This is a genomic window from Granulosicoccus antarcticus IMCC3135 (assembly GCF_002215215.1).
Taxonomy (GTDB): domain Bacteria; phylum Pseudomonadota; class Gammaproteobacteria; order Granulosicoccales; family Granulosicoccaceae; genus Granulosicoccus; species Granulosicoccus antarcticus.
In genome coordinates this window covers 7,191,342-7,212,014 of sequence record NZ_CP018632.1, presented here as the reverse complement: position 1 = coordinate 7,212,014, position 20,673 = coordinate 7,191,342, and the positions used below count along the sequence as shown (strand labels likewise).

Genomic DNA, 20,673 nt, shown 5'->3' with positions numbered 1-20,673 from the left:
CTGTAGAGCGAGTGGTTTGCTGTCGAGTCACGTAACTAAGTGATATGACTCGAGCAGCAAACCTTGATCTTGCTATTTGTCGTCAACAAGCCTGAAGGTTAGACCAGTCGATCAGTAGGCTCCTTGCCTGCGAAAAATGCATCCAGATTGTCCAGTGCCCTGTACCCCATGGCGTCCCGCGTTTCAAAGGTGGCACTGCCGATATGTGGCAGCATGAATATTTGCTTATACTTTGAAAACTCTGTGTTGCCGCCAGGTTCGTTGACAAAACAATCCAGCCCTGCGGCGGCCAGTTGTCCCGACTCGATGGCAGCCAGCAGCGCGGCTTCGTCTATCAGTGGGCCTCTGGCGGTGTTGATCAGTATGGCGCCCTGCGGCAAGGCTGACAACGTGTCCTGATTGATCATGCCGCGGGTCGTGTCGGTGGTCGGGCAGTGCAGAGAAAGAAACTGTGCTTGTGGCAGCAGAGTGTCTAGCGTCTCATGGAAGATGGCGCCTTGCTCATCCTCAACACTCAGTCGCTTACGATTATGGTAATGCACTTCCATGTCAAAACCGCGGGCTCGACGGGCCATAACCTGGCCGACCTTGCCCATGCCGATGATGCCAATGCGCTTGCCTGTGACTTGATGGCCAACCATGAAAGAGGGGCTCCAGTTTTTCCACTCACCACTGCGGATCATATGATCGCCTTCGGCAGCACGTCGGGCGGCACCGAGTAACAAGAGCATGGCGATTTCGGCGGTGGCATCGGATAACACATCGGGCGTGTTGGTTACTACGATGCCGCGTTGCTGCAGAGCGTTCAGATCGCAGTGATCGACACCGACAGAGTGGTTGGCAATGATTTTCACCCGATCTGAAAGTTGAGCGACTACCTCTGCAGTAAAGGCCTCGGAGTGGCAGGGAATGATGGCATCCACCTCTGCGCTACGCGCGATGATGGTCGCCGCATCAGCGGGTGTGTCAGAGGGGTCGAAGATAACTGAATAGTGAGCACGTGCTCGCTCTAGTGTATTGGCAGACAGGGTCCGGGTTATCCAGACAACGGGCTTGCTTGACATGAATAAATCGCTTTATTTAAAGTGGAGTCTTGAAGTAACACACTCGCAGCTAGAGAACAACGGCTTCTCCGCCTAATCACAAATATTGCAGGCTTGCCATGTTAGAGCGTCGCGAGTATATTTAAATTCAAGTCAAATAATAGAGCGGTGCCATGAGTCCATATCAAGTCATGGGAGTCATCGCGTGTTGTACGATTGTATTTGCAGGGGTTGTTTCGTTACTCACTATGCAGGGTGTTCATATCCTGTTGGCGTTTTTAGTCGTATATCTTTTTGCTGTCTGGTGCATGTTGGGAATGCAGCGCAGAGCAAGGGAAAGTTACGAATCCAGGGAAGATTTCGGAAAACGACGTGATGAACTGGAGCCCTGTACCGGTCGTGTACGTGCGAGTGATTTTCCAAGCTATAGTCGTAATATCTCGAGGCGAGTAGGTCAGCTGCGAGTCTAGATGAGACAGTTGTCGATCGTTATAACGAGCATGGTCTGACACAGCGGTTTTGCAGGACCTGGCCTGCAAAACCCGCAGCTGAACAAATTACATATCTGTACTGAGTGTCTGGGTGTCTACCCGCTTTGGTGTCCGTGTCGTCAGGTTTTCATCGAACACATCAGTTGTGATTTTCTGGTTGCGACGCGACTTGAGTTCTTGTTCGTGCTGCACCAGTTGCTGAACCATGTAAGAGACTTCCTCCTGCGTTCTCTCCTTCTCCTGTTCTAACTCATGAATCAGGCTGCTGATCGTGCTCTGACGTTTTGAGAGCGTCTCACGCGCCTGATCAAGTTCTTCTTCGAGCACTGAACGCACTTGCAGGGTCTGACGAGCGAACGCTATTGCCTTGTTAGCCGTGCTCAGGGCCTTGGCTCGAGCTGCCGTACTGCGACGTACGTCTTGCTTGCTGGCAATCAGATCCTTTTTCAGCTCCTCAATCACAGCTTCCAGGTCCAGTCGATGCGATGTTTCAAGTTGCACATCAGTTTCCAGCGTCATCATCTGGCTACGATTATGTGCTAGTTCATTCTTCATCTGCAGAAAGCTGACGGTCGCTTCTGACTCAGAGCCGTCGGTGCCGGACGTTAAAGTCGCTAGTACTTTACGGGTGGCATTGAGTTGTTTGGCTGTCTTCTCATGAGCTGATCTTTCGTCGGCAAGGTGCTGTTGCAAGATCGTTTCATTCGCAGTTACGCCAGTTACCTCGATAGGCTCATTGCGACTTTGTTCAGGCGTTTTTTCGATTGTTGAATTGCTGTCTTCCATCTGCAGGTCAGACACCAGAAACTCGAGCTCGGCGATAAAGGTTACATGCTCGCTGACAGTGTCGATCGGCTCCTCGGATTTTGTATCTGACAACTCTGGGGTTTGTTCGGTATCGACCGGGATTTCAAGTTCAACGAAAGGATTGTTCTCTTCCCGTTTACGGGTGGCTTCGAGTACTGCTTCGGGTTCAAACAGCAGTTCGTCCTCAAAGTCGGTTGGTGAGTCATATTCAAACTTCAACTCAGAGGGCAGATTGTCTACGGCATCCCATGACAGGTCATCATAGGAGTCTTCGATAGCGTCCAAGCTGATGTCCGACAAGGGGGGCGTGTTGGCGCTCTCTTCGGTGTAGTGCGTAACTGAGTTCGCATCCGCGACGGTGTTGGCGACGGCATCCGCGATAACGCCTGGGTTGGCTTCGGCTTCGGTGTTGGACTCGATAGCTGACAAGGCGTCTGTCAGCGACAGGTCAGACAGAGTCGTGTCATCGAGATCCAGAATGGAATAGTGAAAATCCTCAAAAATCGTTTCGTCAAGAAAGTCATCTTGCTCAGAATCATCTGCAGTTAGAAAGTCAGACACGGGCAGTGCAGTCTCGTTATTGGCTGCTTCCAGTTGCTCGGTATCCAGTGTTTGTAAGTCTGCGGAATCCAGGAAAGCGGCAACGATTGGCGCGTTGGTATCGGGAGTTCTCATAGTGTCCTGCGCTTGGTTGTTGGAATCGGGAGCCTGTTGTGTGGCGTCATTGGCAAGGTTGGCGAGCTCAGATGGCAGCACGTCCAGTCTGTTGTGGGTGTCTCTGGCTCTGGCTTTGATTTTTTCGCGATTGACCCTGTTCAAGCGAGACGCTCGCAGTTCGCTGGCCATCTCGCGGCGATAATTCAGGTAGACAAGAAACCCTGGAGTCAGCAGCACCGCCATGAATAAGATCGTTGGCAGTAGTAACTGTCTGACACCCTCTACGCTCATGGAGAGGGCCATATTGGAACCGACCATCATGACGATGGTGACCGAGAGACCAGCCCACAGCCCGAGGAACCAAGAGGGTCGCTCTTCCGCGTAATCGGGTTTTAGAAACGGATTGATGCGCCCTGAGAGCCCCATGAACAGCGCATAGCCGAGAAGCAAGGGCAGGCAATACTTGAATAGGTAGAGATTCATTGGACACATCCGCGAAACTTATTGAACTGAGAACCACGAAGCAAATACGGTGCCCTGTTTGCGCGAATTGTGAAGTGGGTGTTACGGTCAGCGGTCGGTTCGAGGTGTGATATCAATCAGGATGCACAGGAATGCAGCTTTACAATTGCAACGTAGTCAGTTACAACAGTCCATTCGAGGTTTGATTGCGACTTTTGCAGCCAGGCTGCCTTCCCGGTGTTCCAAAAGAGATAAATATGTACTTTCGGTGGTCTGCTTTCATGGGTTTTGCATTCGCATTTTTTCCCATGACGGGCGTTGTTGCCGAGACGCACGGTAAGCCATTGGCGGGCACGGAATTTCAGAGCTGGTTTGGTGCTCTGGATCAGGTATCGCTGCCTGATAACTCTGTTCTCAACGAATACGTGGCTCAGACGCCGTCGAAGAATATTCCTGAGGCCTCATTGCAGATCGCCTTCGCACCTCGCTTCAGCTGTTCACCGATGGTCAGCGTGATTCTGAGTGCAGAGATTGTGGGAGCAATCAATAATGACTTTGCTCTGCAAATGACGGCGGACGGCGAAGACATAGCATTTCCCGTGCTACTTGACGAGTTGTCATCTACATCGCTGCAGTATTCTTATAACGGCAACAAAGATGAGCAGCAGAAACTTCGCAGCCTCATCGATAGTTCTTCGCACTTCAGTATCAACTGGGTGCCTGCGACACAAGATGCTCAGCGTCCTCCGAATGCCAACAGGGTGAATACTGCGGTATTTTCGTTACTCGGCTCGCGCATGAGCACAATGGCGGTGGAAAATCGCTGCAAGCAACACGAGCCTGCTCCGTACTAGCTTGCAGAAAGCCTGAGAGGGCGAGGGATATTTAATTGTTTCACGAGCCCTGAGCGTCTTCTGGTACAGAGGTATCGAATTCAACGGTGCGTGCGGCCCATCGATGCGAATCCAGCGCGCCTGGTGTCAGCAGGCAATCAAGAGCTGCGCTGATAGCTTCATATTGCAGGTGAGTACGCTCGTAGTAGGCGCGTGTCACTTTCTCCGTCAGAATGGTTTCTGCATCCAGAACGGACTGAGTATCGCTGGTGTAGTCCATGGCTTCTGCAATGGCGTCCGTAATCTGAGGTCCTGTCGCTTTTCTGGGTAAGCCAAGGCGGGCAAGGTAGTTCTTCATGCGGTTACCTCCAATAATGACTCTGCAGCCAATTGGTATTTTTCAAGCTGTTTGGCAATCAGGTTCTGTTCGCGCGATGACAGACGATTGAAGCGATCCGGGTGACAGCGTCTTGCTGCTCGCTGGTAGCTGGCAATGATGGTTTTCGAGTCCAGATCGCCGTCTAGGGGCAAGCCCAGAGCAACTCGATAACGAATTTGTGTGCGTTGTCTGGAGACGGAGCGCGCATCCCATCGTTTGAGCGTGTCGGCTGATTGAAGCTTCCACCAATCGGGTCTGTCGAGTCGGGGTAGGGGTGGCATGGGATAACCGAAGCCTGCCTGGAACAACTCGTCGAGGCGTTCACTGCCCAATCCGAAGGCGTCGGCGAGAAACCGTAGCAAGGTATTCTGCGCAGGCGTCAAGGCGTTTTCACTGACCAGCAGCGCCAGCAGAAGATTGATAATCTGCTCGTGTTGCTCTGTTCTCAGATTGTATTGCAACCATTGCAGATTGCCCGCAAAGGCGTGTACATCCTGTTCCAGCGCCCAACGCTTGATCAGATCGTGATCGTTCGGGTCCTGTAGCTGGAGAATCTTCTGCTTCAATTCGGGTTCGTAGCGCTCATCCGAATAGGCCATCCAATAGATGAGAAATTCTATCGCCAGAGTCTGCTGCTTGGCCTCGTCCTGAACGCTCAACCAGGCAAGATAATCATCACGCTCTGTCGCAGGCTGTAGCGTGATTTCTTCTGGCGGTGCAGGCGATTCTTCGGTCGAGGCTTCTACGGCGGCTGAAGCCGAAGCAGGGGTGGTATCGGTATCAGCACTGGCGTCGGCAACTACATCTGCGGGTGCAACTGTGGGTGCAACTACCTCTGCATCGGCAGTAAGAGCAGGAACGATGTCGGTGTCAAAGTCAGAGTCGAGTTCGGTATCGGTATCGGTGTCAGTGTCAGTGTCAGTGTCGGGTTTAGATTCGGCGCCCGTCTCTGTATCAATATCGATATCAAAATCTGTATCCAGATTGAAGTCTGGGTCCGATCCGGGGCTGAAGTCAAAACTGGTGGTGTAGTCCAGGCTCGAATCAAGGCTTGAGTTCAAGCTTGAATCGAGGTTCGAGCTGGAATCAGAATGCAGCTCTGAATCGAAATCCGAGTCAGAGCCCGTATTCCGTGTCGCGGCGGTGGCAAGCGTGGCCGAGGTCAGGGCCGGGGCAGGATCCAGTGTTATATCAGGTACAGATATCGTTTCGATTTCAGGCTTTGGGGCGACGTCCCGGGCGGCGTCCCGGGCGGTGCCTCGTAAGGGCGCAGTATCAATATCTCGGTAATTGGCCTGCTTTGCCGTGCGAGCTGGTTCTTTACCTGCTTCAGCTTCCAGCTCCGAGTCGCCAAAAAGCTCATCCATCTGCCTGGAGAAGTTCATGGTGTCGTCAGCCGGGTCGGGTTGACGGGCTGCGCGAAGGTTCAGCTGCATGTCCTCTCCCGCAAGCTCATCTGACATGTTCCTTCGAGGTGAGGATGATGGCCGGTAAGGTGCTGTATCAACGCCACCACGACCATTTACGGGGTAGTCAGTTGCCGCATCGTTGTAGTCAGGCGTTGAGTTTCGGCCACGTAACCACAGCCATGAAAGTATCAGAAGAATCGGCAAGGCTATTGCTGCCCACATGAGCATGCGTGTCATGTCATTCATGCCTTCAATACCGTTTTGCAGGCGAGCCAGCAGCAACTCCTTGCTCAGAGGTGGTTGCTTCTCTTCATCGAGTGAGAGTTCCGGCTGGGCGGCGCTGTCCTCATTGGCGCTGCTCGGGATGCCAGTGTCGACCGGCGTCGCGGTGAGTGTAGGTTCAATTGTCTCAACGGCGTCAAGTTCAGTCGGAGCCTCAGGGGCGGTCCCTGCAATGGTCGGATCGGCAGTTGCCAATGGGTTTGCAATCCCGGTTTCACTCTCACTGGAAGCAGCCTGAGTCAGGGTGTCGGCGGTGTCTGTGTTATCGGTCAGTAGCGAATCATTGATCTGGGTGCCGGTACCTGCAGGAAGTTCGGCAGGGGATGTGGTATCCGCTTGTGCTGGTGGTGCTTCACTGGGTATGGCGCTGGCCTGTGGTGTCAGGGTCGCACCATTCACAGCATCGAGCAGGCAATTACGGTAGCCGACAGCACCTTCATTCTGTGCTGAGCATCGCAGTTGTAGAGCGTTTTTGTCGACTATCGACAGTGCTGAGAGATCGGGTCGAGGGAGTGCGAGCAGCCGGTTGACGGATTCAGTCAGACATTGCCTGTAGGCTTTTGCGCCCTGGTTGGTCTGGACGTCATAGCAGCCGAGTTGAACCGCATAGGTTTCATCCTCTGTGATTTGCTCCAGAGCGGGTTCTGGCACGCCGACCAGGCTGGCGAGTTGTTCTTCATCACAGGCCTGGTAGGCATCAGAATTCACAGCACCTTTGTTCTGGCAGACCTGTTGAATGGCATATTCCTCATCAAAGCTGGGCCTGGTGTACGGTACTGCTGCCGCAGGCTTCGTTGACTGATTGTCAATCTGCTCATTGATACACTCACGATAGGCCATAGCTCCCGATTGGAACTGCAATGGCAGGCAGATGCGCTCAACTTCAGCCCGAGCAGTGTCAGACAGTGTTTCCAGAATAGTTGCTGAGGAGCTTGGGGGGGCGTCGACTATTTCCACATTTGTGGGTTGAGTCTCGGTCTGGGCACTTGCGGGAAGCACTGTCAACGACATCGCTGAGGCCAGATAGCCCAGAGCAAACAGCAGTATTCTGCCATTGCGATTATTTCTAGAGTAATTCACGCGATTTCGAGGATATAAGGGAACATGCGTTGTGCTTGGTTGGGCCAGTTTGTCCATATCGGGAGTTTAGCGTCAATGACCTTGTACGGATACCACACCTGCATTGCGAGTCGTCGAGACTTGAAGGGGGTGAGGCTCACCAATGAGTTTGAGCGTGTACCATGCGACGCGCGAAGGCACAGTATAAAAGCATGAGTACGCATAACATGAGTACGCATAACATGAGTACACATAACATGATCAAGCGGGAGTACTACACAGCACCATGATGATCCAACTGTTGTTTCAGGGGCAGGTGATGACGTTCGCCCTGTTGCTTATCACTATTGTCATTTCGCTGTCCTGTCACGAGTTCGGGCATGCCTGGTCCGCTAAATTGTATGGCGACAATACGGCGCAGAAGCAGGGGCGATTGACCTTGAATCCCATTGCTCATATCGATCCGATGGGATTGCTGATGATCATCATTGTCGGTTTCGGCTGGGCCAGGCCGGTGCCGACGAATCCGAATAATTTCACTTCTTTCTGGGCCAGCCTGGTGATCGCTGCTGCAGGTCCTCTTGCGAATCTGATACTTGCCTTTCTGGCGATCAACATTTATGCGCTGGCAGCGATGAACGGTTACACGTTTGTACAGTCTGAATCAGCAAGCACTTTCTTCTATCTGTTTACCTACATCAATCTGTTATTGATGTTGTTCAATCTGATTCCGATAGGTCCACTCGATGGGCACTACATACTGCCGTACTTCCTGCCACGTGCTATCTCCAAGGCGTATCGGGATCTGAATCAGCGTTACGGCGCCTTCGCGGTACTAGGCCTGTTGTTGCTCAGCTATGCTGGTCTGCCCATTTTTGATGCATTGCGTGCCGCAGCCCAGTGGTTGATGAGCGCACTGGTCATCGTTTGAGTGTGTGGTGCAATCGAGCACCACGTCACGAAACCTGTCCCTTCCTCTTTTCTGACGACTTTTTACTGAACTGATCGACATGCTGATTCTGCTATCACCTGCCAAGACGCTGGACATGGAGACGCCTTCGCGCGTTGCCGAGCCAACGATGCCTGCTTTCATGGAAGATTCCAAAAAGCTTGTTGATACCTTGCAGAGTTATTCCAAAGACAAGCTGAGCGAACTGATGCATATCAGTGATGCTTTGGCGAGCTTGAATGCTGAACGCTTCTCAAGCTGGCAGCCACAATTTGATACGAACAATGCGCGGCCGTGCATTCAGGCCTTTCGGGGTGATGTGTATACAGGGTTTGATGCGGACACTCTGGATGGGGGCGATCTGGATTTCGCCCAGCAGCATTTGCGTATTCTCTCAGGACTGTATGGGGTTATGCGGCCGCTGGATCTGATGCAGGCCTACCGCCTGGAGATGGGGACTTCACTGCAAACCGCTCAGGGCAAGAGTCTGTATGAGTTCTGGGGCGAACGACTGACAGAACATCTCAATGCAGAGCTGGACAGTGATCAGAATGCCTGTGTGGTCAATCTGGCATCGAATGAATACTTCAAATCGATCAAGCCGAACAAACTGAGTGCACCATTGATTTCACCGGTATTCAAGGATGAGAAAAATGGCAACTACAAGATCATCAGTTTCTTTGCCAAAAAGGCACGAGGAGCGATGGCGCGCAATCTGGTGAAGACCCGTGCAAAGGGTCTTGATCAAGTGCTGAATTTTACAGATCTGGGTTATCGCTTCGACGAGCAATCATCGTCAGAAGGGCAGCCGGTATTCTTGCGCTCGGAGGAGGCGGCGCGACCGTATCTGGCCTAGTCGAAAACGGATCTCGGCTGCTAGTATCAGGCAGCCCAATAGCGCAATCATTGTCATAAGAAAAGTATCGGCAAAAGCCTTGCCAATCTTGACTGACGTTATCGTTATATGGCTCCTGTTCGCCATCTTGAAGCCTGCCCTGAGGTTGACGGTAGCGCTGAGTCCGCCACTTGTCCTTCAACGCTCTTCATAACGCAAAAAGGGCGTCAACCTTATGCTGACGCCCTTCTTGAAATAACAGACGAGGATCGAAAAACTCAATCCTCGCCATAGCCGTGCTTATTGAAACCTGGCTTTAGCCGCGTGTTCCGAACTCAGGGTAGGCTTCTATGCCGCATTCTGAGATATCAACACCTTCGTACTCTTCTTCCTCGCTGACGCGGATTCCGAATACCATCTTGATGATGCCCCAAACGATCAGGCTGGTGATGAATGTCCAGGCGAAGATCGAGGCCATACCCAGCGCCTGAACTCCGAACGATGCATCCGTATTGCTTAAAGGTACGACCATCAGGCCGAAGATACCCACTACGCCGTGAACAGAGATTGCGCCGACAGGATCGTCAATCTTCAAACGATCAAGCGAGATGATGGAGAACACCACCAGTACACCGGCAACCGCTCCAATGGCAGTGGCCAGTAGTGGTGATGGTGCGAGTGGCTCAGCCGTGATAGCAACCAGTCCGGCCAAAGCGCCATTGAGTGCCATGGTCAGATCCGCCTTGCCCCAGATCATGCGGACAACAAGCAGTGCGGCAACAACACCACCCGCAGCTGACATGTTGGTGTTGACAAAGATGGCCGCTACAGCATTGGCATCACCGAAGTTGGAGATCTTGAGCTGCGAGCCGCCGTTGAAGCCAAACCAGCCCATCCACAAGATGAAAGTGCCCAGAGTTGCCATGGGCATGTTTGCACCAGGAATTGGTACCACTGCGCCGTTAGCACCATATTTGCCTTTTCTGGCGCCCAGCAGCAGAACGCCTGCCAGAGCCGCGGTCGCACCGCACAAATGGACCACACCGGAACCAGCAAAATCCTGGAAGCCAGCTGCGTTGAGCCAGCCGCCGCCCCATTTCCAGAAGCCCTGGATAGGGTAGATAAACGCAGTAAAGACAGCAGCAAACAGCAGGAAGGACCAGAGTTTCATGCGTTCGGCGACTGCACCAGAAACGATAGACATGCCGGCTGCTACAAACACAACCTGGAAGAAGAAGTCAGACCGGGCAGAGTAGTAAGGAGCATCCTCACCGCCAGCCTGAAAGACGTCAGCCGCATTCTCGGCACCGAGCAGGAAGCTCAGTACTGGCATGTAGCCGCCTTCGTAATCGGCACCGGGGTACATGACGTTGTAGCCGACGAACATGAACATGATGCAGGCCAGTGCGTACAGCACGATGTTTTTGGTCAGGATTTCAGTGGTGTTCTTGGCACGGACAAGGCCGGCTTCGAGCATGGCAAATCCTGCTGCCATCCACATGACCAGGGCACCTGCCATAAGGAAGTAAAAGGTATCGAGCGCGTAGCTCAGTTCAGCTAGTTGTTCCATTGGATAGTTTTCTCTCTACTATTTTTATGTGATCTGTTGGTGCCTTAAAGCGCGACAGGTCCGGTTTCGTTAGTTCGAATACGGATGGCGCTTTCCAGGTTCATGACGAATATTTTGCCGTCGCCGATTTTTCCCGAACCTGCCGCACCCGTGATGGCTTCGATCACAGCGTCCAGTTGAGCATCGTCGATGCCGATTTCGATTTTGGTCTTGGGAATGAAGTCCACCACGTACTCAGCGCCCCGGTACAACTCGGTATGGCCTTTCTGCCGACCGAAGCCTTTGACTTCGGTGACGGTCATGCCTTGTATGCCGATGACAGATAGAGCTTCTCGAACCTCCTCTAGCTTGAAAGGTTTGATAATTGCCGTTACTAATTTCATGGGGCTTTCCACCGCTATTGGTCAAAGATGAGTTAGGAGTTACATCATGCGTGCCATCTATTAAATGTCTTTTTAATCAACAGGATAGAGATTGTAGATGCACCTCTCCATTGAATGGGTGCAACATCTTGGTGCGCTGCTTTCTCAAAAGCGCACTAAATGGGTGCGAAAATGTTGAGTCCGTTTCGATGCATCCAGATACGTTTGAATGTCGTAAGCTGTGCTTCTGGCTACCGATGTCTGTTTTGCCTGGACATCGCACACTTAACTGAATAGAGCGAGACCTGAATCATGATAGATGCGCGTGTTTTTGACGATATTTCCAAATCTCTGGGCAAGCTTCTGCCTCCAGGAGTGTCCGATCTGAAGGAAGACTTCGAGCGCAATGCCAAGTCAGCGGTACAGAGCGCTCTGGGCAATCTGGATTTGGTGACTCGCGAGGAGTTTGATGTTCAAACCGCGGTTCTACGCAAGACGCGCCAGCAGTTAAAGGACCTGGAGGCTCGCATCAGCGAACTCGAACCTGCTGCTGTTGACGTTGACAAATCGAGCACAACTGACTGATGCACTGGCAAGCGTCGATCAAGACGCAGTGAGAGTCTATGGACTCAACAAACCTTTCAGGCAGTGCATGAACAGGGTTATCTCTTCAGCCGTGTTGTACACATTGGGCGATACTCGCAGCATTTGCGTATCGTTATTGAATCCTGGCGAAAATGGCTCGCAATGCTGCCTGTCAGGTAGTTTTGCGATCATGTCGGCTTCCAGCAATCCCTTTTGAACGCGTTGCGTGTAGCTCACCGGAAACTCTATCGCCAGGGTGCCGCTCGGAATGGGGTGTACGGTGATGTTCTCAAGTTGCATATGGCAAGCCTGCTGATGCGCATGAGCAGTCAAGCGGGTGATGTCTTGTTGTCGTTGCGGTATACCGGTATCCAAGGCTTCACGCAGTGCGCTGCCAAGCCCCAGTTGCAACGTGATACTGGCATCAACGGGCTGCAATTGATTGATGCGAAAGCTCGAGGGTAATGACGGTGCTGTCCAGAACAAAGCGGTCGCCTTGGGGCCGCGTAACCATTTACGGCAGGTCGACACAAGGGCGTCGCACCCTAGCTGTGTGACATCGACAGGGATTTGTCCGAGAGCCTGAGCGGCATCGACGATAAACAGACACCCTGTTGGTCTGGGCAGGCGCCCGATAGCCTCGATGGGGTATCTCAGGCCGTGCACACTAGTGACCATGGGGGCATACAGGGCCGCCACGTCTTCATCCAGACAGGCCTGCCACTCATCCAGGTTCGGGGCTTCAAGATCCAGCTCGGGCAGAACCTCGACGGTACAGTCAGTTTGTGCGGCAAGGCTCTGCAACAGTCGAATGTTATCGCCCCATTCGTGTGGAGCCACCAGGATGCGTTTGCCCTTGGTAGACGCAAGCGTTGCCAGCGGTAGCCAGGCGGATGTTGTAGTGGAGGTGAACCCGATGTCGTCAGGCTCGGCACCAATCAGCGTGGCTGCCAGGAGTCGTACGTTTTCAACTTCTTCCTGAGCCGACTTGGCAGCGTGGGTTGTACCGCTGGCCAGTTCCAGTTGCAGATGAGAGACCATACGCTCCACGGTTGCCTTTGATGGCAGGCCATGGCTGGCAGAGTTCAGGTAAATGCTCATTCAGGATAAGGCTTTTGCGCACTAAGTGTGACTAGCATTCTAGACCAGATACAAATTTCAGGCATTCAAGAAAAGAAGGGTATCAACCTGGTGGTGAATATTTTTTAGCTCGTGCGGACGATAGACAAAATGAAGGCTGACACTCAATTCGATTTGCAAGCGAAGATCGATCCATGATTTGAGCGTCAGCCGCTGAATAAAAAAAACAACAGCAGTGGCTTGATCGTGTGATCTATTTCAGATGGGGCAAGATCTTGTCTAGAGTTGCCGGGTAGTTTCGAACGCGTACTCCACTTGCATTATAGATCGCATTGACGATTGCGGCGGCTGCACCACAGATGCCCAGCTCACCAATGCCCTTGGACTGAATGGGGCTGGCATGATCATCTCGCTCATCAAGCAAAACGACATCCAGCTGCGGTACATCAAGATTGACTGGTACATGGTATTCGCCCAAATCGCGATTGACGATGTGACCGTCACGGGGATCATGCATCAGCTCCTCAGTCAGTGCCATGCCAATGCCGAATATCATGCCGCCATAACACTGGGAGTGCGCTGTTTTTTCATTTAATATGCGTCCGGCGCTATAGACACCCAGCATGCGCCGTACGCGAGTCTCTCCGGTAATTGAGTTGACGGCTACTTCGGCAAAATGAGCGCCGAAAGTGGCTTGGCGAACATCCTTGCTGGTATCACCGGGTTCGATATGCCCGACAGCTTGCAAGCTTTCTCCGTCAAGGAGTTCAACCAGATCGTATCGCTTGTTGCGTGCAATAGCGTGACCGTCTTTGAGTGTCAACTCATCGTTTTGACAGTTCAGCTTCTTGCAGATTTGCGAACGGATGTCTTCACAGGCAACGTATACCGCTGAGCCGCAGGAGGATGCGCCCCAGGACCCACCTGAGCCGGCAGAGGCGGGCAGGTCTGTATCACCCAAATGTGTTGCTATCCGACTCATCGGAATACCAAGCATCTCACCGGCTATCTGCGCCAGGATGGTGTAACTGCCTGTGCCGATATCCGTCATATCGGTCTCTACGGTTATAGACCCATCTGCGGCAAGGGTGACTTTCGCCTCAGATTCCATCAGCATGTTGACTCTGGCTGCGGATGCCATGCCCATGCCGATCAACCACTCGCCTTCGCGCACCTGGCCGGGTTTGGATTGTCGCTGATTCCAGTTGAATCGTTCAGCACCTAGTTTGAGTGCTTCACGAAATTTCATAGATGAAAAAGGTATGTCCTGCTCTGGATCGTTGTCCGGAATATTAATCAGGCGTAGTTCAACCGGATCAATGCCCGCGGCCTCTGCCAGTTCATCCATGGCATTTTCCAACGCTGTAACACCCACCGCCTCACCAGGTGCGCGTACGGAGCCTGCACAGGTTTTGTTGAGCCGTGCTATCTGCAAGCCGATGCGTCGGTTTTTCCCGCCATAGATAAAGTGGGTGGCCTGACCAACCGGTTCTGCAAACGTCTCATCGGGCAAGTTGGATACCAGGCTGACATGACTCAAGCTCGTCAGCACGCCTGATTTGTCAGCAGCCAGTTGAAAATGCTGACGGGTCTCTGATCGGCGCATGACTACCTCAAAAACCTGCTGCCTTGATAGCGTCACACTTACCGGTCGCTGGAGTTGTTTTGCAGCTATGGCCGCTGCGACAGCTTCGGGAGCAATACCCAGTTTAGAGCCAAATCCACCGCCCACATACTTGGATACGATGCGCACCCGCTCGGCATCAATACCGAGTGAGTCTGCTAGCTCATTGCGGTTGTACTTCAACATCTGATAGCTACCATAAAGGGTCAGGTTCTCGTCCTGCCACTGCGCAATGGCACAGTGCGGTTCCATGGCGGCACTATTGTGACCCGGTGTTCTATAAATCTGATCGACCGAGAACACGGCATGCTGCATGGCCTGATCAACATCACCTTGTTCAAACTGCTTATCGTCCGGTTTCTCAAGCTGTGCGTCTGTCGCCTCTGGATCTATAGCGACTGAATCAGCGGCCTCATACTCAAAGCTCAGCGATTGTGCAGCATGGCGCGCACATTCAAATGTTTCGGCAACAACCAAGGCGATGGGTTGTCCCAGGTAGACAACGTCCTTGACGCCTTGAACCGGTGCTTCGTTAGCGGTGCCTTGAGCGGGATTGCGTAGTAATCGTTCATCATTGATGACTGCAAGCACACCCTCCATCGATAGTACAGATTGTTTATCAATGGATTGCACCGTACCCTTGGCGAAAGGCGCACGAACCAGAACCCCATAGGCCTGGTTGTCAATTGGCCATTCATGCGAATAGGTTGCGCTGCCGCTGACTTTCAGTGGGCCATCGGCTCGATCCAGTGGTTTGCCGATCAGCCCCTGAGCCATATCATCAAGCCGTCGACGGGTATCTGGCTGATCCATCGTCATTTTGGCGCTCATTCGATATCTCCAGCACGTGCAGCATCATTGAGCACAGCGATCAGCGTGCGTTTTGTCAACGGTATCTTGAAATCATTGTCACCGTGGCCGCTGGCATCGCGCAGCAGGCAGTCAGCAGCTTGCTCAAATAATGCCTCTGATGGAGCCTCGTCAAGCAACATCTCTTCAACCTCAAGATTGCGCCAGGGTTTTGGGGCAATACCGCCAAAGCTCAAACCCACGTGGGAGAACCTGCCATTGCGTATCTGTGTGACGGCAGCAACCGATACCAGGGCAAAAGCGTAGGAGGCCCGGTCACGCACCTTGCGATAGGCCTGATAGCTTTTTTCTACGGGTGCAGGTAAATGTACGGCAGTGATCAGTTCTCCGGGCTCAAGTTGGTTCTCGCACTGTGGCGTTGTTTCAGGCAAGCAGTAGAAGTCTTGCAGTGGCACATGGCGAAGATCACCATCGGGTTGTTCGATCTCAACAGTTGCACGCAGTACCTGCATGGCCACCGCCATATCACTGGGGTGAGTGGCGATGCAGTGTTCACTGGCACCCACAATCGCGTGAAGTCGGTTGCGTCCTTGCAGGGCGCTGCAGCCGCTGCCAGGATTGCGTTTGTTGCATGAAGAAGCTGTGTCGTAAAAATAGTAGCAACGAGTTCGCTGTAACAGATTGCCGCCTGTGGTCGCCTTGTTGCGTAACTGAGGTGATGCACCCGATAACAGGGCGCGTGACAGTACGGCGTAGTGTTGTCGTATCTGGGCATCGGCTGCGAGTACGCTGTTGGCAACCAGCGCTCCTATTCGCAAGCCACCCTCATCGTTTCTTTCAATGGTGTGTAAGTCCAGGCGGTTGATGTCAACCAGCACATGCGGCGTCAGCACTTCAAGTTTCATCAGATCAAGCAGATTAGTTCCACCGGCAATGAACATGGAATGCTGTCCGCTTGCCAGTGAGGTCGCCTGCTCAACGGTCGTGGCGCGTTCGTAATCAAAGCTTCTCATGATTTGTCAGCACCCACTTCGGCAATGGCGTTGACAATATTCGGGTAGGCAGAGCATCGACACAGATTGCCACTCATTCTTTCTGAAATTTCTTCCGAGCAAAGTTCAGGTGTATCGGTCAAGGACGCAGAGACATAACTGGGCCATCCATCCTTTATCTCATCCAGCATGGCTGTTGCTGAACAGATCTGGCCTGGGGTGCAATAACCGCACTGAAAGCCATCGTGTTTGACAAAAGCTTGTTGCATCGCAGAGAGGCTGTCAGAGCTACCCAAGCCTTCTATGGTCGTGATCTCGTCACCATCGTGCATCACCGCCAGTGTCAGGCAACTATTGACACGCTTGCCATTGAGCAAAATAGTACAAGCACCACACTGTCCGTGATCACAGCCTTTCTTGGTGCCATTCAGGTGCAGATGTTGGCGCAGTGCATCCAGTAAGGTTGTACGCACATCAACTGACAATTCGTGCATTTCGCCATTGACCCGAAGGTTCAGTGTTTGCATGGTGATTTTTCAGACAGCTGGGATTAGCCTTTCAGAGTAAGCCTGTTGGCCAAGTGTCAATACGCTGTTGAAAAATTGACGGATGCAAAAACCTGCTGATGAACAGCGATTGGTGCTGAATGTGCGATTATTTATTGAGATACGGAGCGATGGGCTAGATGACTAAGGGATTGTTTCACGACCCCTCAGAGCTGTTTGCTCCTGAAATTCGCGCCGCCTTGGGCACGTCTGCCTGACCTGCCGGCCAGCCTTCGCGCTGACGTTTGCGATCACCATCAGTCTCTTCAGTCTGGTCGTGCCATAACATCACACTAGTGGGATAAGGCATGTCAATGCCGTTTTTATCCAGGTTGATATACACAGCTTCAATGACTCGGCCAAACGTATGTATGACCGATGAGCGATCGGATTTAGTCCACCAGCGTAATCGGATATTGTTGGAAAAATCGGCAAGCGCCACAGGAATGACCTCGGGTGCCGGATCTGCCAGAACACCTTCGCAGCCAGAGGCGGCTTCCAGAATCAATCGCTTGGCATCATCCCAGCTATCATTGCAACCTACGCCAATGTCGTATTCAGAGCGAATGGAGTCAAATGCCGTCTTGACGACAACCGAGTTGGTATAAATATCGGAGTTGGGAATAACAACGCGGGTTCCATCATAGGTTTTCAGGAAAGTTGCCCGTGTTTCTATTTTCTCCACGGTGCCCTCGTGCCCACCTGACACGATTTGATCGCCTACTTCAAAAGGCTGCCGCAGCAGGATCAGTATGCCTGCCAGCATGTTCTGAAGAATATCCTTGAAGGCGAAGCCGATAGCCACGGAGCCCACACCCAGACCTGCCAGAATATCGGCCGGTTTGATCGATGGGGCTACGATCGAAACTGCGAACATGATACCCAGCAGAATGATGCCCCATTTTATCAGTGCACTTGCCACCTCCCCCAGGCTTTGCCGATCTCGTGCGACAGCACGGTTATGGGTCAGTTTGGCCAGTAGATGAGCCAGAACAATGGCCAGCACTAATACCACCAAGGCGACACCAATATTTGGAAGCAGTCGAAGAAACCCGTCCAACCAGGCATCCAGTTTTTCGAAGATATTGCCTGTGTCGGCGTCAATTTCTTCCATGGTGTCTCAGTGCTTTTTTAAGGGAATGGATTTAATGGGCAACGCTAATCAACTCATTAATGAACGCACAATGTCTGACTCACTGGCCGTAGTCAATGTCTTAGCGTGCTCGCTGTGCATGAGCTCGTTAACGGCTTTGTCGAGGATAGGACGAATCTGCCCGAGGGTTTGCGGATCAGCAACCAACACAAGGCTGTTGAATTGTTTTTTCCCTGCGGCCCGGTTCAGATGGTGTGCTAACTGTTTCGCAAACGTTGCCTCGTCAGTCTCTTGTTGTGACGATTCAACCGGACGACTGCCGGAGGGACCATCATCATCCAGTGATACAGGCTCAAGCTCGCTATCTTTTTTCAATTCCAGTGAACCGTCGCTGGCTGTATTGCGATACAACTGAGCTTGTGTTCCATCAGCAACGACAATCAGGCAATTCTGGGGATATTTCATAGTCATACAGCGTTAGTTTCCTTTTAATTCAGACAAGGAAAATATACAACTTCAACGTCTGTTATCACGACTATTGAAAAATATAGTGAGTGAAGTAGTCTGTGTTTCTGTGCTAAGGGATCGTGAAACAATCCCTAACCCTGTGCAGCTGCCTGAATCATTGCTGGTGCCTGTACCTCTTTGGCGCCCGCTTCTCGTATGCCAAGTTTGCCCCTTACAGTCATATCGCTGATGAATTCAAATTGATCGCGCATGTCAAACGGGTAAGCCTTGAGCTTGTAATGTGAACCCCAAGGTACTTCTGCCAGTATGACGAGTACCGGTTTTGAGTAATCCAGAAAAGCACTGGTTAACGCAATGTCGTGTAGAACAACGCGCATCGCAGCTGCGTCATGATTTGCATCAAGATAGAAATCTGCGACACACATCAAGGTCTGCTGGCCATCATTGGAGTTACTGATGTTGTTGCTCCAGATGCGGTCGTGCGCGATGGTCACGATGTCATCATCGGGTGTGCGCAGGGTGATGGCGCGTAAACCAACCTCTTGTACTTCACCGTAGTCATCCTCGATTCTTACCCAGTCACCGGGGCGATAGGTGCGTTCGAATATCGCAACCACGCCTGCAATCAGACTGCTGGCAAGGTCCTTGAATGCAAAGCCGATGGCGACACTGACGGCGCCAGCGATGACCAGAAAATTCTGGAGCGTGATATTGAAGATGATGGGAATTATCATCAGTACCGCAACTGCCAACAGGCACAGGCGAATGAAAGGGACCGCCGCCAGGAAATACAACCTTAGTTTACTGGGTCCGTGTTTTGCCAGGATCGGCAATAACTGGCGCGACAAGAAGATCAGCAGCCACACTGAGAATATGATCAGTGCGATCTGCGTGAAGCTGATATCACCAAGGTCGTTGATCAGTTTGGAGGCTTTGATATCTCCTGTATTCAATTCAGGCATGTGTTACTCAATGAGTTGCTGACAATCATTCAGAAGGGCGCCATCGTCATGCCGGAATTCTCCAGCGACGTCCAGATAGTCGGGTAGGCTGCTGCCATACAGCGTACTTCATCGTTATGCCGTTCAACAAAGCCTGAGCGAATCATGGCAACTATCAGATTGGACTCTCCTATGGAGGGTAATATCGCCGAGAGCATTTTTTCAGGTAGTGAACCATGAATCAGCAAAGCCTGTAAAAGCAGGCAGGCTGCACGCTCATGCTCACGGGGCAGTGTCGGCTGTCGACTTCGAACTACCCAGAAAACCGTCTCTTTATCGTCGGGGCGTGATTGTTGTTCGCTATCCTTGCTGTCCTTGCTGTCCTTGCTGTCCTTGCTGTCCTTGCTGTCCTTGCTGTCCTTGCTGTCCTTGCTGTCCTTGCTGTCCTTGCTGTCCTTGGGCTTGTCCGCTTTTTCGTCTTCATCTTCGTCTTCGATTTTTGCTTCTGTACGCAGGCTTCGGCGCCAGAGCTGCCAGGCTATCCAGGGAATGCCACTGCTATCGTCGGCAAGTTGTTGTAGAAAATTATCGGACATTGTGCCGTCCTTTTCACGAATCAGTATTTTCTTGCCGTCTTTGTAGTCACGAAATACAACTGGCTGATCTGAGTCGTCAGATAGCAGGTCGAGTAGCCAGTTACCCAGAAATTCAGCATCAAGCGGTGCCAGGGATTGTGGGGCCGGTAACACCAGATCAGCGTTAACCGATTTCTTCAGATAAATCCATGACCAGCTGCTGCAGGAGACCAGGCAGAGGCGCGAGCTATTCTGTAAAGCAGATAACAAGGCGCGGATATGTCGTAAGCCACGTCGATGACGGATAAACCATTTTTCAAGATTCGGAATGACGAGTGGACCATCTCCAATCGGTATTACAACCTCTGGCATATCCATTGATAGCAGCTCGGAGCGATCAGGAGCGTCAAGTACCTCGATGTGGTTACGTTCAGCCCATTTAGCGACACGGTTTGAACGCTCACATGGCGGAAACACTAATAACCGTAACGGGTCGTCAAGCGATCCCGTGTCCATCCATTGTGTGTAGGCCTGGTCAAGTGCCTGGAATACGAAAGCACAATCAGGTTCAGTGGTGAATGAGCGGATGCTCTCAATGCTCGCCTTTGAAAGCTGATCGTCGGTGACGGTAACTTCCGAATCTCGATCCACAAACTTTTTGCGTACTGATTGAAACCAGTCTTCCAGTTGATTTACCGTTGGTCCGGCGGGTCGCTCGTAGTCATCGAGCGTTATGAGCTCAGGATATTGCAAACAGGTTTACCCCTTCTGGCAGGCCGGAGGCTCAAAGTAATGACCATGAGTATAGCTTGCAACAAGCGT

General features: G+C 52.1%; 19 protein-coding genes. 5 read left to right on the top strand and 14 right to left on the bottom strand.

From position 1 onward, the window contains the following. Nucleotides 1-98: 98 nt before the first annotated feature. Nucleotides 99-1,064 carry a 2-hydroxyacid dehydrogenase gene (locus IMCC3135_RS31300; protein ID WP_088921164.1) on the bottom strand — a complete coding sequence of 322 codons (966 nt, stop codon included), beginning with the start codon at nt 1,062-1,064 and terminating at the stop codon, nt 99-101. Nucleotides 1,065-1,216: 152 nt separating this feature from the next. Between IMCC3135_RS31300 and IMCC3135_RS35690 the strand changes: the two genes are divergently transcribed. Further along, a complete protein-coding gene (locus tag IMCC3135_RS35690; RefSeq protein WP_157736457.1) occupies nt 1,217-1,513 on the top strand; it encodes a DUF2244 domain-containing protein in 297 nt (98 codons plus the stop codon). A gap of 87 nt (nt 1,514-1,600) precedes the next feature. On the opposite strand, the gene IMCC3135_RS31295 is transcribed toward IMCC3135_RS35690, so the two are convergent. After that, nucleotides 1,601-3,481 carry a hypothetical protein gene (locus IMCC3135_RS31295; RefSeq protein WP_088921163.1) on the bottom strand — a complete coding sequence of 627 codons (1,881 nt, stop codon included), beginning with the start codon at nt 3,479-3,481 and terminating at the stop codon, nt 1,601-1,603. 260 nt (nt 3,482-3,741) lie between these two features. Between IMCC3135_RS31295 and IMCC3135_RS31290 the strand changes: the two genes are divergently transcribed. Beyond that, entirely contained in the window at nt 3,742-4,314 is a 573-nt protein-coding gene (locus IMCC3135_RS31290) for a hypothetical protein (RefSeq protein ID WP_157736456.1), read from the top strand. 40 nt (nt 4,315-4,354) lie between these two features. Here IMCC3135_RS31290 and IMCC3135_RS31285 read toward each other — a convergent pair whose 3' ends face one another. Beyond that, nucleotides 4,355-4,651, bottom strand: a complete 297-nt coding sequence (locus IMCC3135_RS31285; RefSeq protein WP_088921161.1) for a hypothetical protein — start codon at nt 4,649-4,651, stop codon at nt 4,355-4,357. Then, on the bottom strand, nt 4,648-7,443 hold the full coding sequence (locus IMCC3135_RS31280) for a hypothetical protein (RefSeq protein WP_157736455.1): 2,796 nt from the start codon (nt 7,441-7,443) through the stop codon (nt 4,648-4,650). Before IMCC3135_RS31280 ends, IMCC3135_RS31285 begins: the two co-directional genes overlap by 4 nt. Before the next feature lie 265 nt (nt 7,444-7,708). On the opposite strand from IMCC3135_RS31280, the gene IMCC3135_RS31275 reads away from it, so the two are divergent. Then, nucleotides 7,709-8,353, top strand: coding sequence for a site-2 protease family protein (locus tag IMCC3135_RS31275; RefSeq protein WP_088921159.1), 645 nt, complete (start codon nt 7,709-7,711; stop codon nt 8,351-8,353). A 79-nt stretch (nt 8,354-8,432) separates the two neighbouring features. Then, nucleotides 8,433-9,227, top strand: coding sequence for a peroxide stress protein YaaA (yaaA, locus tag IMCC3135_RS31270; protein ID WP_088921158.1), 795 nt, complete (start codon nt 8,433-8,435; stop codon nt 9,225-9,227). A gap of 295 nt (nt 9,228-9,522) precedes the next feature. Here the strand turns inward: yaaA and IMCC3135_RS31265 are convergent, their stop codons facing one another. After that, nucleotides 9,523-10,776 (bottom strand): ammonium transporter, encoded by a 1,254-nt coding sequence (locus IMCC3135_RS31265; protein WP_088921157.1) that lies wholly within the window; start codon nt 10,774-10,776, stop codon nt 9,523-9,525. 44 nt (nt 10,777-10,820) lie between these two features. Beyond that, on the bottom strand, nt 10,821-11,159 hold the full coding sequence (locus tag IMCC3135_RS31260) for a P-II family nitrogen regulator (protein WP_088921156.1): 339 nt from the start codon (nt 11,157-11,159) through the stop codon (nt 10,821-10,823). Nucleotides 11,160-11,450: 291 nt separating this feature from the next. On the opposite strand from IMCC3135_RS31260, the gene IMCC3135_RS31255 reads away from it, so the two are divergent. Next, nucleotides 11,451-11,723 carry an accessory factor UbiK family protein gene (locus IMCC3135_RS31255; RefSeq protein ID WP_088921155.1) on the top strand — a complete coding sequence of 91 codons (273 nt, stop codon included), beginning with the start codon at nt 11,451-11,453 and terminating at the stop codon, nt 11,721-11,723. Nucleotides 11,724-11,759: 36 nt separating this feature from the next. Here the strand turns inward: IMCC3135_RS31255 and IMCC3135_RS31250 are convergent, their stop codons facing one another. From IMCC3135_RS31250 to IMCC3135_RS31215, 8 genes are all read right to left on the bottom strand, one after another. Then, entirely contained in the window at nt 11,760-12,824 is a 1,065-nt protein-coding gene (locus IMCC3135_RS31250) for an aminotransferase class V-fold PLP-dependent enzyme (RefSeq protein WP_088921154.1), read from the bottom strand. Between the two features lie 232 nt (nt 12,825-13,056). Further along, nucleotides 13,057-15,258 (bottom strand): xanthine dehydrogenase family protein molybdopterin-binding subunit, encoded by a 2,202-nt coding sequence (locus tag IMCC3135_RS31245; RefSeq protein WP_088921153.1) that lies wholly within the window; start codon nt 15,256-15,258, stop codon nt 13,057-13,059. Beyond that, nucleotides 15,255-16,250 carry an FAD binding domain-containing protein gene (locus tag IMCC3135_RS31240; RefSeq protein WP_088921152.1) on the bottom strand — a complete coding sequence of 332 codons (996 nt, stop codon included), beginning with the start codon at nt 16,248-16,250 and terminating at the stop codon, nt 15,255-15,257. Before IMCC3135_RS31240 ends, IMCC3135_RS31245 begins: the two co-directional genes overlap by 4 nt. After that, entirely contained in the window at nt 16,247-16,756 is a 510-nt protein-coding gene (locus IMCC3135_RS31235) for a 2Fe-2S iron-sulfur cluster-binding protein (protein WP_088921151.1), read from the bottom strand. The genes IMCC3135_RS31240 and IMCC3135_RS31235 overlap by 4 nt, the downstream gene beginning before the upstream one ends. Nucleotides 16,757-16,931: 175 nt before the next feature. Beyond that, complete coding sequence (locus tag IMCC3135_RS31230; RefSeq protein ID WP_088921150.1) at nt 16,932-17,888, bottom strand: mechanosensitive ion channel family protein; 957 nt, start codon at nt 17,886-17,888, stop codon at nt 16,932-16,934. 48 nt (nt 17,889-17,936) lie between these two features. Beyond that, nucleotides 17,937-18,338 (bottom strand): host attachment family protein, encoded by a 402-nt coding sequence (locus IMCC3135_RS31225; protein ID WP_088921149.1) that lies wholly within the window; start codon nt 18,336-18,338, stop codon nt 17,937-17,939. A 128-nt stretch (nt 18,339-18,466) separates the two neighbouring features. Further along, a complete protein-coding gene (locus IMCC3135_RS31220) occupies nt 18,467-19,297 on the bottom strand; it encodes a mechanosensitive ion channel family protein (RefSeq protein WP_088921148.1) in 831 nt (276 codons plus the stop codon). A gap of 29 nt (nt 19,298-19,326) precedes the next feature. After that, nucleotides 19,327-20,604, bottom strand: coding sequence for a hypothetical protein (locus IMCC3135_RS31215; protein ID WP_088921147.1), 1,278 nt, complete (start codon nt 20,602-20,604; stop codon nt 19,327-19,329). Between the last annotated feature and the right edge of the window lie 69 nt (nt 20,605-20,673).

What these genes read in the sequence shown, in the direction of transcription:
- IMCC3135_RS31240 (WP_088921152.1), bottom strand. Translation starts at nt 16,250, where the DNA reads ATGAGAAGCTTTGATTACGAACGCGCCACGACCGTTGAGCAGGCGACC.
- IMCC3135_RS31225 (WP_088921149.1), bottom strand. Translation starts at nt 18,338, where the DNA reads ATGACTATGAAATATCCCCAGAATTGCCTGATTGTCGTTGCTGATGGA.
- IMCC3135_RS31295 (WP_088921163.1), bottom strand. Translation starts at nt 3,481, where the DNA reads ATGAATCTCTACCTATTCAAGTATTGCCTGCCCTTGCTTCTCGGCTAT.
- IMCC3135_RS31260 (WP_088921156.1), bottom strand. Translation starts at nt 11,159, where the DNA reads ATGAAATTAGTAACGGCAATTATCAAACCTTTCAAGCTAGAGGAGGTT.
- yaaA (WP_088921158.1), top strand. Translation starts at nt 8,433, where the DNA reads ATGCTGATTCTGCTATCACCTGCCAAGACGCTGGACATGGAGACGCCT.
- IMCC3135_RS31220 (WP_088921148.1), bottom strand. Translation starts at nt 19,297, where the DNA reads ATGCCTGAATTGAATACAGGAGATATCAAAGCCTCCAAACTGATCAAC.
- IMCC3135_RS31290 (WP_157736456.1), top strand. Translation starts at nt 3,742, where the DNA reads ATGGGTTTTGCATTCGCATTTTTTCCCATGACGGGCGTTGTTGCCGAG.
- IMCC3135_RS31230 (WP_088921150.1), bottom strand. Translation starts at nt 17,888, where the DNA reads ATGGAAGAAATTGACGCCGACACAGGCAATATCTTCGAAAAACTGGAT.
- IMCC3135_RS31265 (WP_088921157.1), bottom strand. Translation starts at nt 10,776, where the DNA reads ATGGAACAACTAGCTGAACTGAGCTACGCGCTCGATACCTTTTACTTC.
- IMCC3135_RS31300 (WP_088921164.1), bottom strand. Translation starts at nt 1,064, where the DNA reads ATGTCAAGCAAGCCCGTTGTCTGGATAACCCGGACCCTGTCTGCCAAT.
- IMCC3135_RS31235 (WP_088921151.1), bottom strand. Translation starts at nt 16,756, where the DNA reads ATGCAAACACTGAACCTTCGGGTCAATGGCGAAATGCACGAATTGTCA.
- IMCC3135_RS31250 (WP_088921154.1), bottom strand. Translation starts at nt 12,824, where the DNA reads ATGAGCATTTACCTGAACTCTGCCAGCCATGGCCTGCCATCAAAGGCA.
- IMCC3135_RS31255 (WP_088921155.1), top strand. Translation starts at nt 11,451, where the DNA reads ATGATAGATGCGCGTGTTTTTGACGATATTTCCAAATCTCTGGGCAAG.
- IMCC3135_RS35690 (WP_157736457.1), top strand. Translation starts at nt 1,217, where the DNA reads ATGAGTCCATATCAAGTCATGGGAGTCATCGCGTGTTGTACGATTGTA.
- IMCC3135_RS31275 (WP_088921159.1), top strand. Translation starts at nt 7,709, where the DNA reads ATGATGATCCAACTGTTGTTTCAGGGGCAGGTGATGACGTTCGCCCTG.
- IMCC3135_RS31285 (WP_088921161.1), bottom strand. Translation starts at nt 4,651, where the DNA reads ATGAAGAACTACCTTGCCCGCCTTGGCTTACCCAGAAAAGCGACAGGA.
- IMCC3135_RS31245 (WP_088921153.1), bottom strand. Translation starts at nt 15,258, where the DNA reads ATGAGCGCCAAAATGACGATGGATCAGCCAGATACCCGTCGACGGCTT.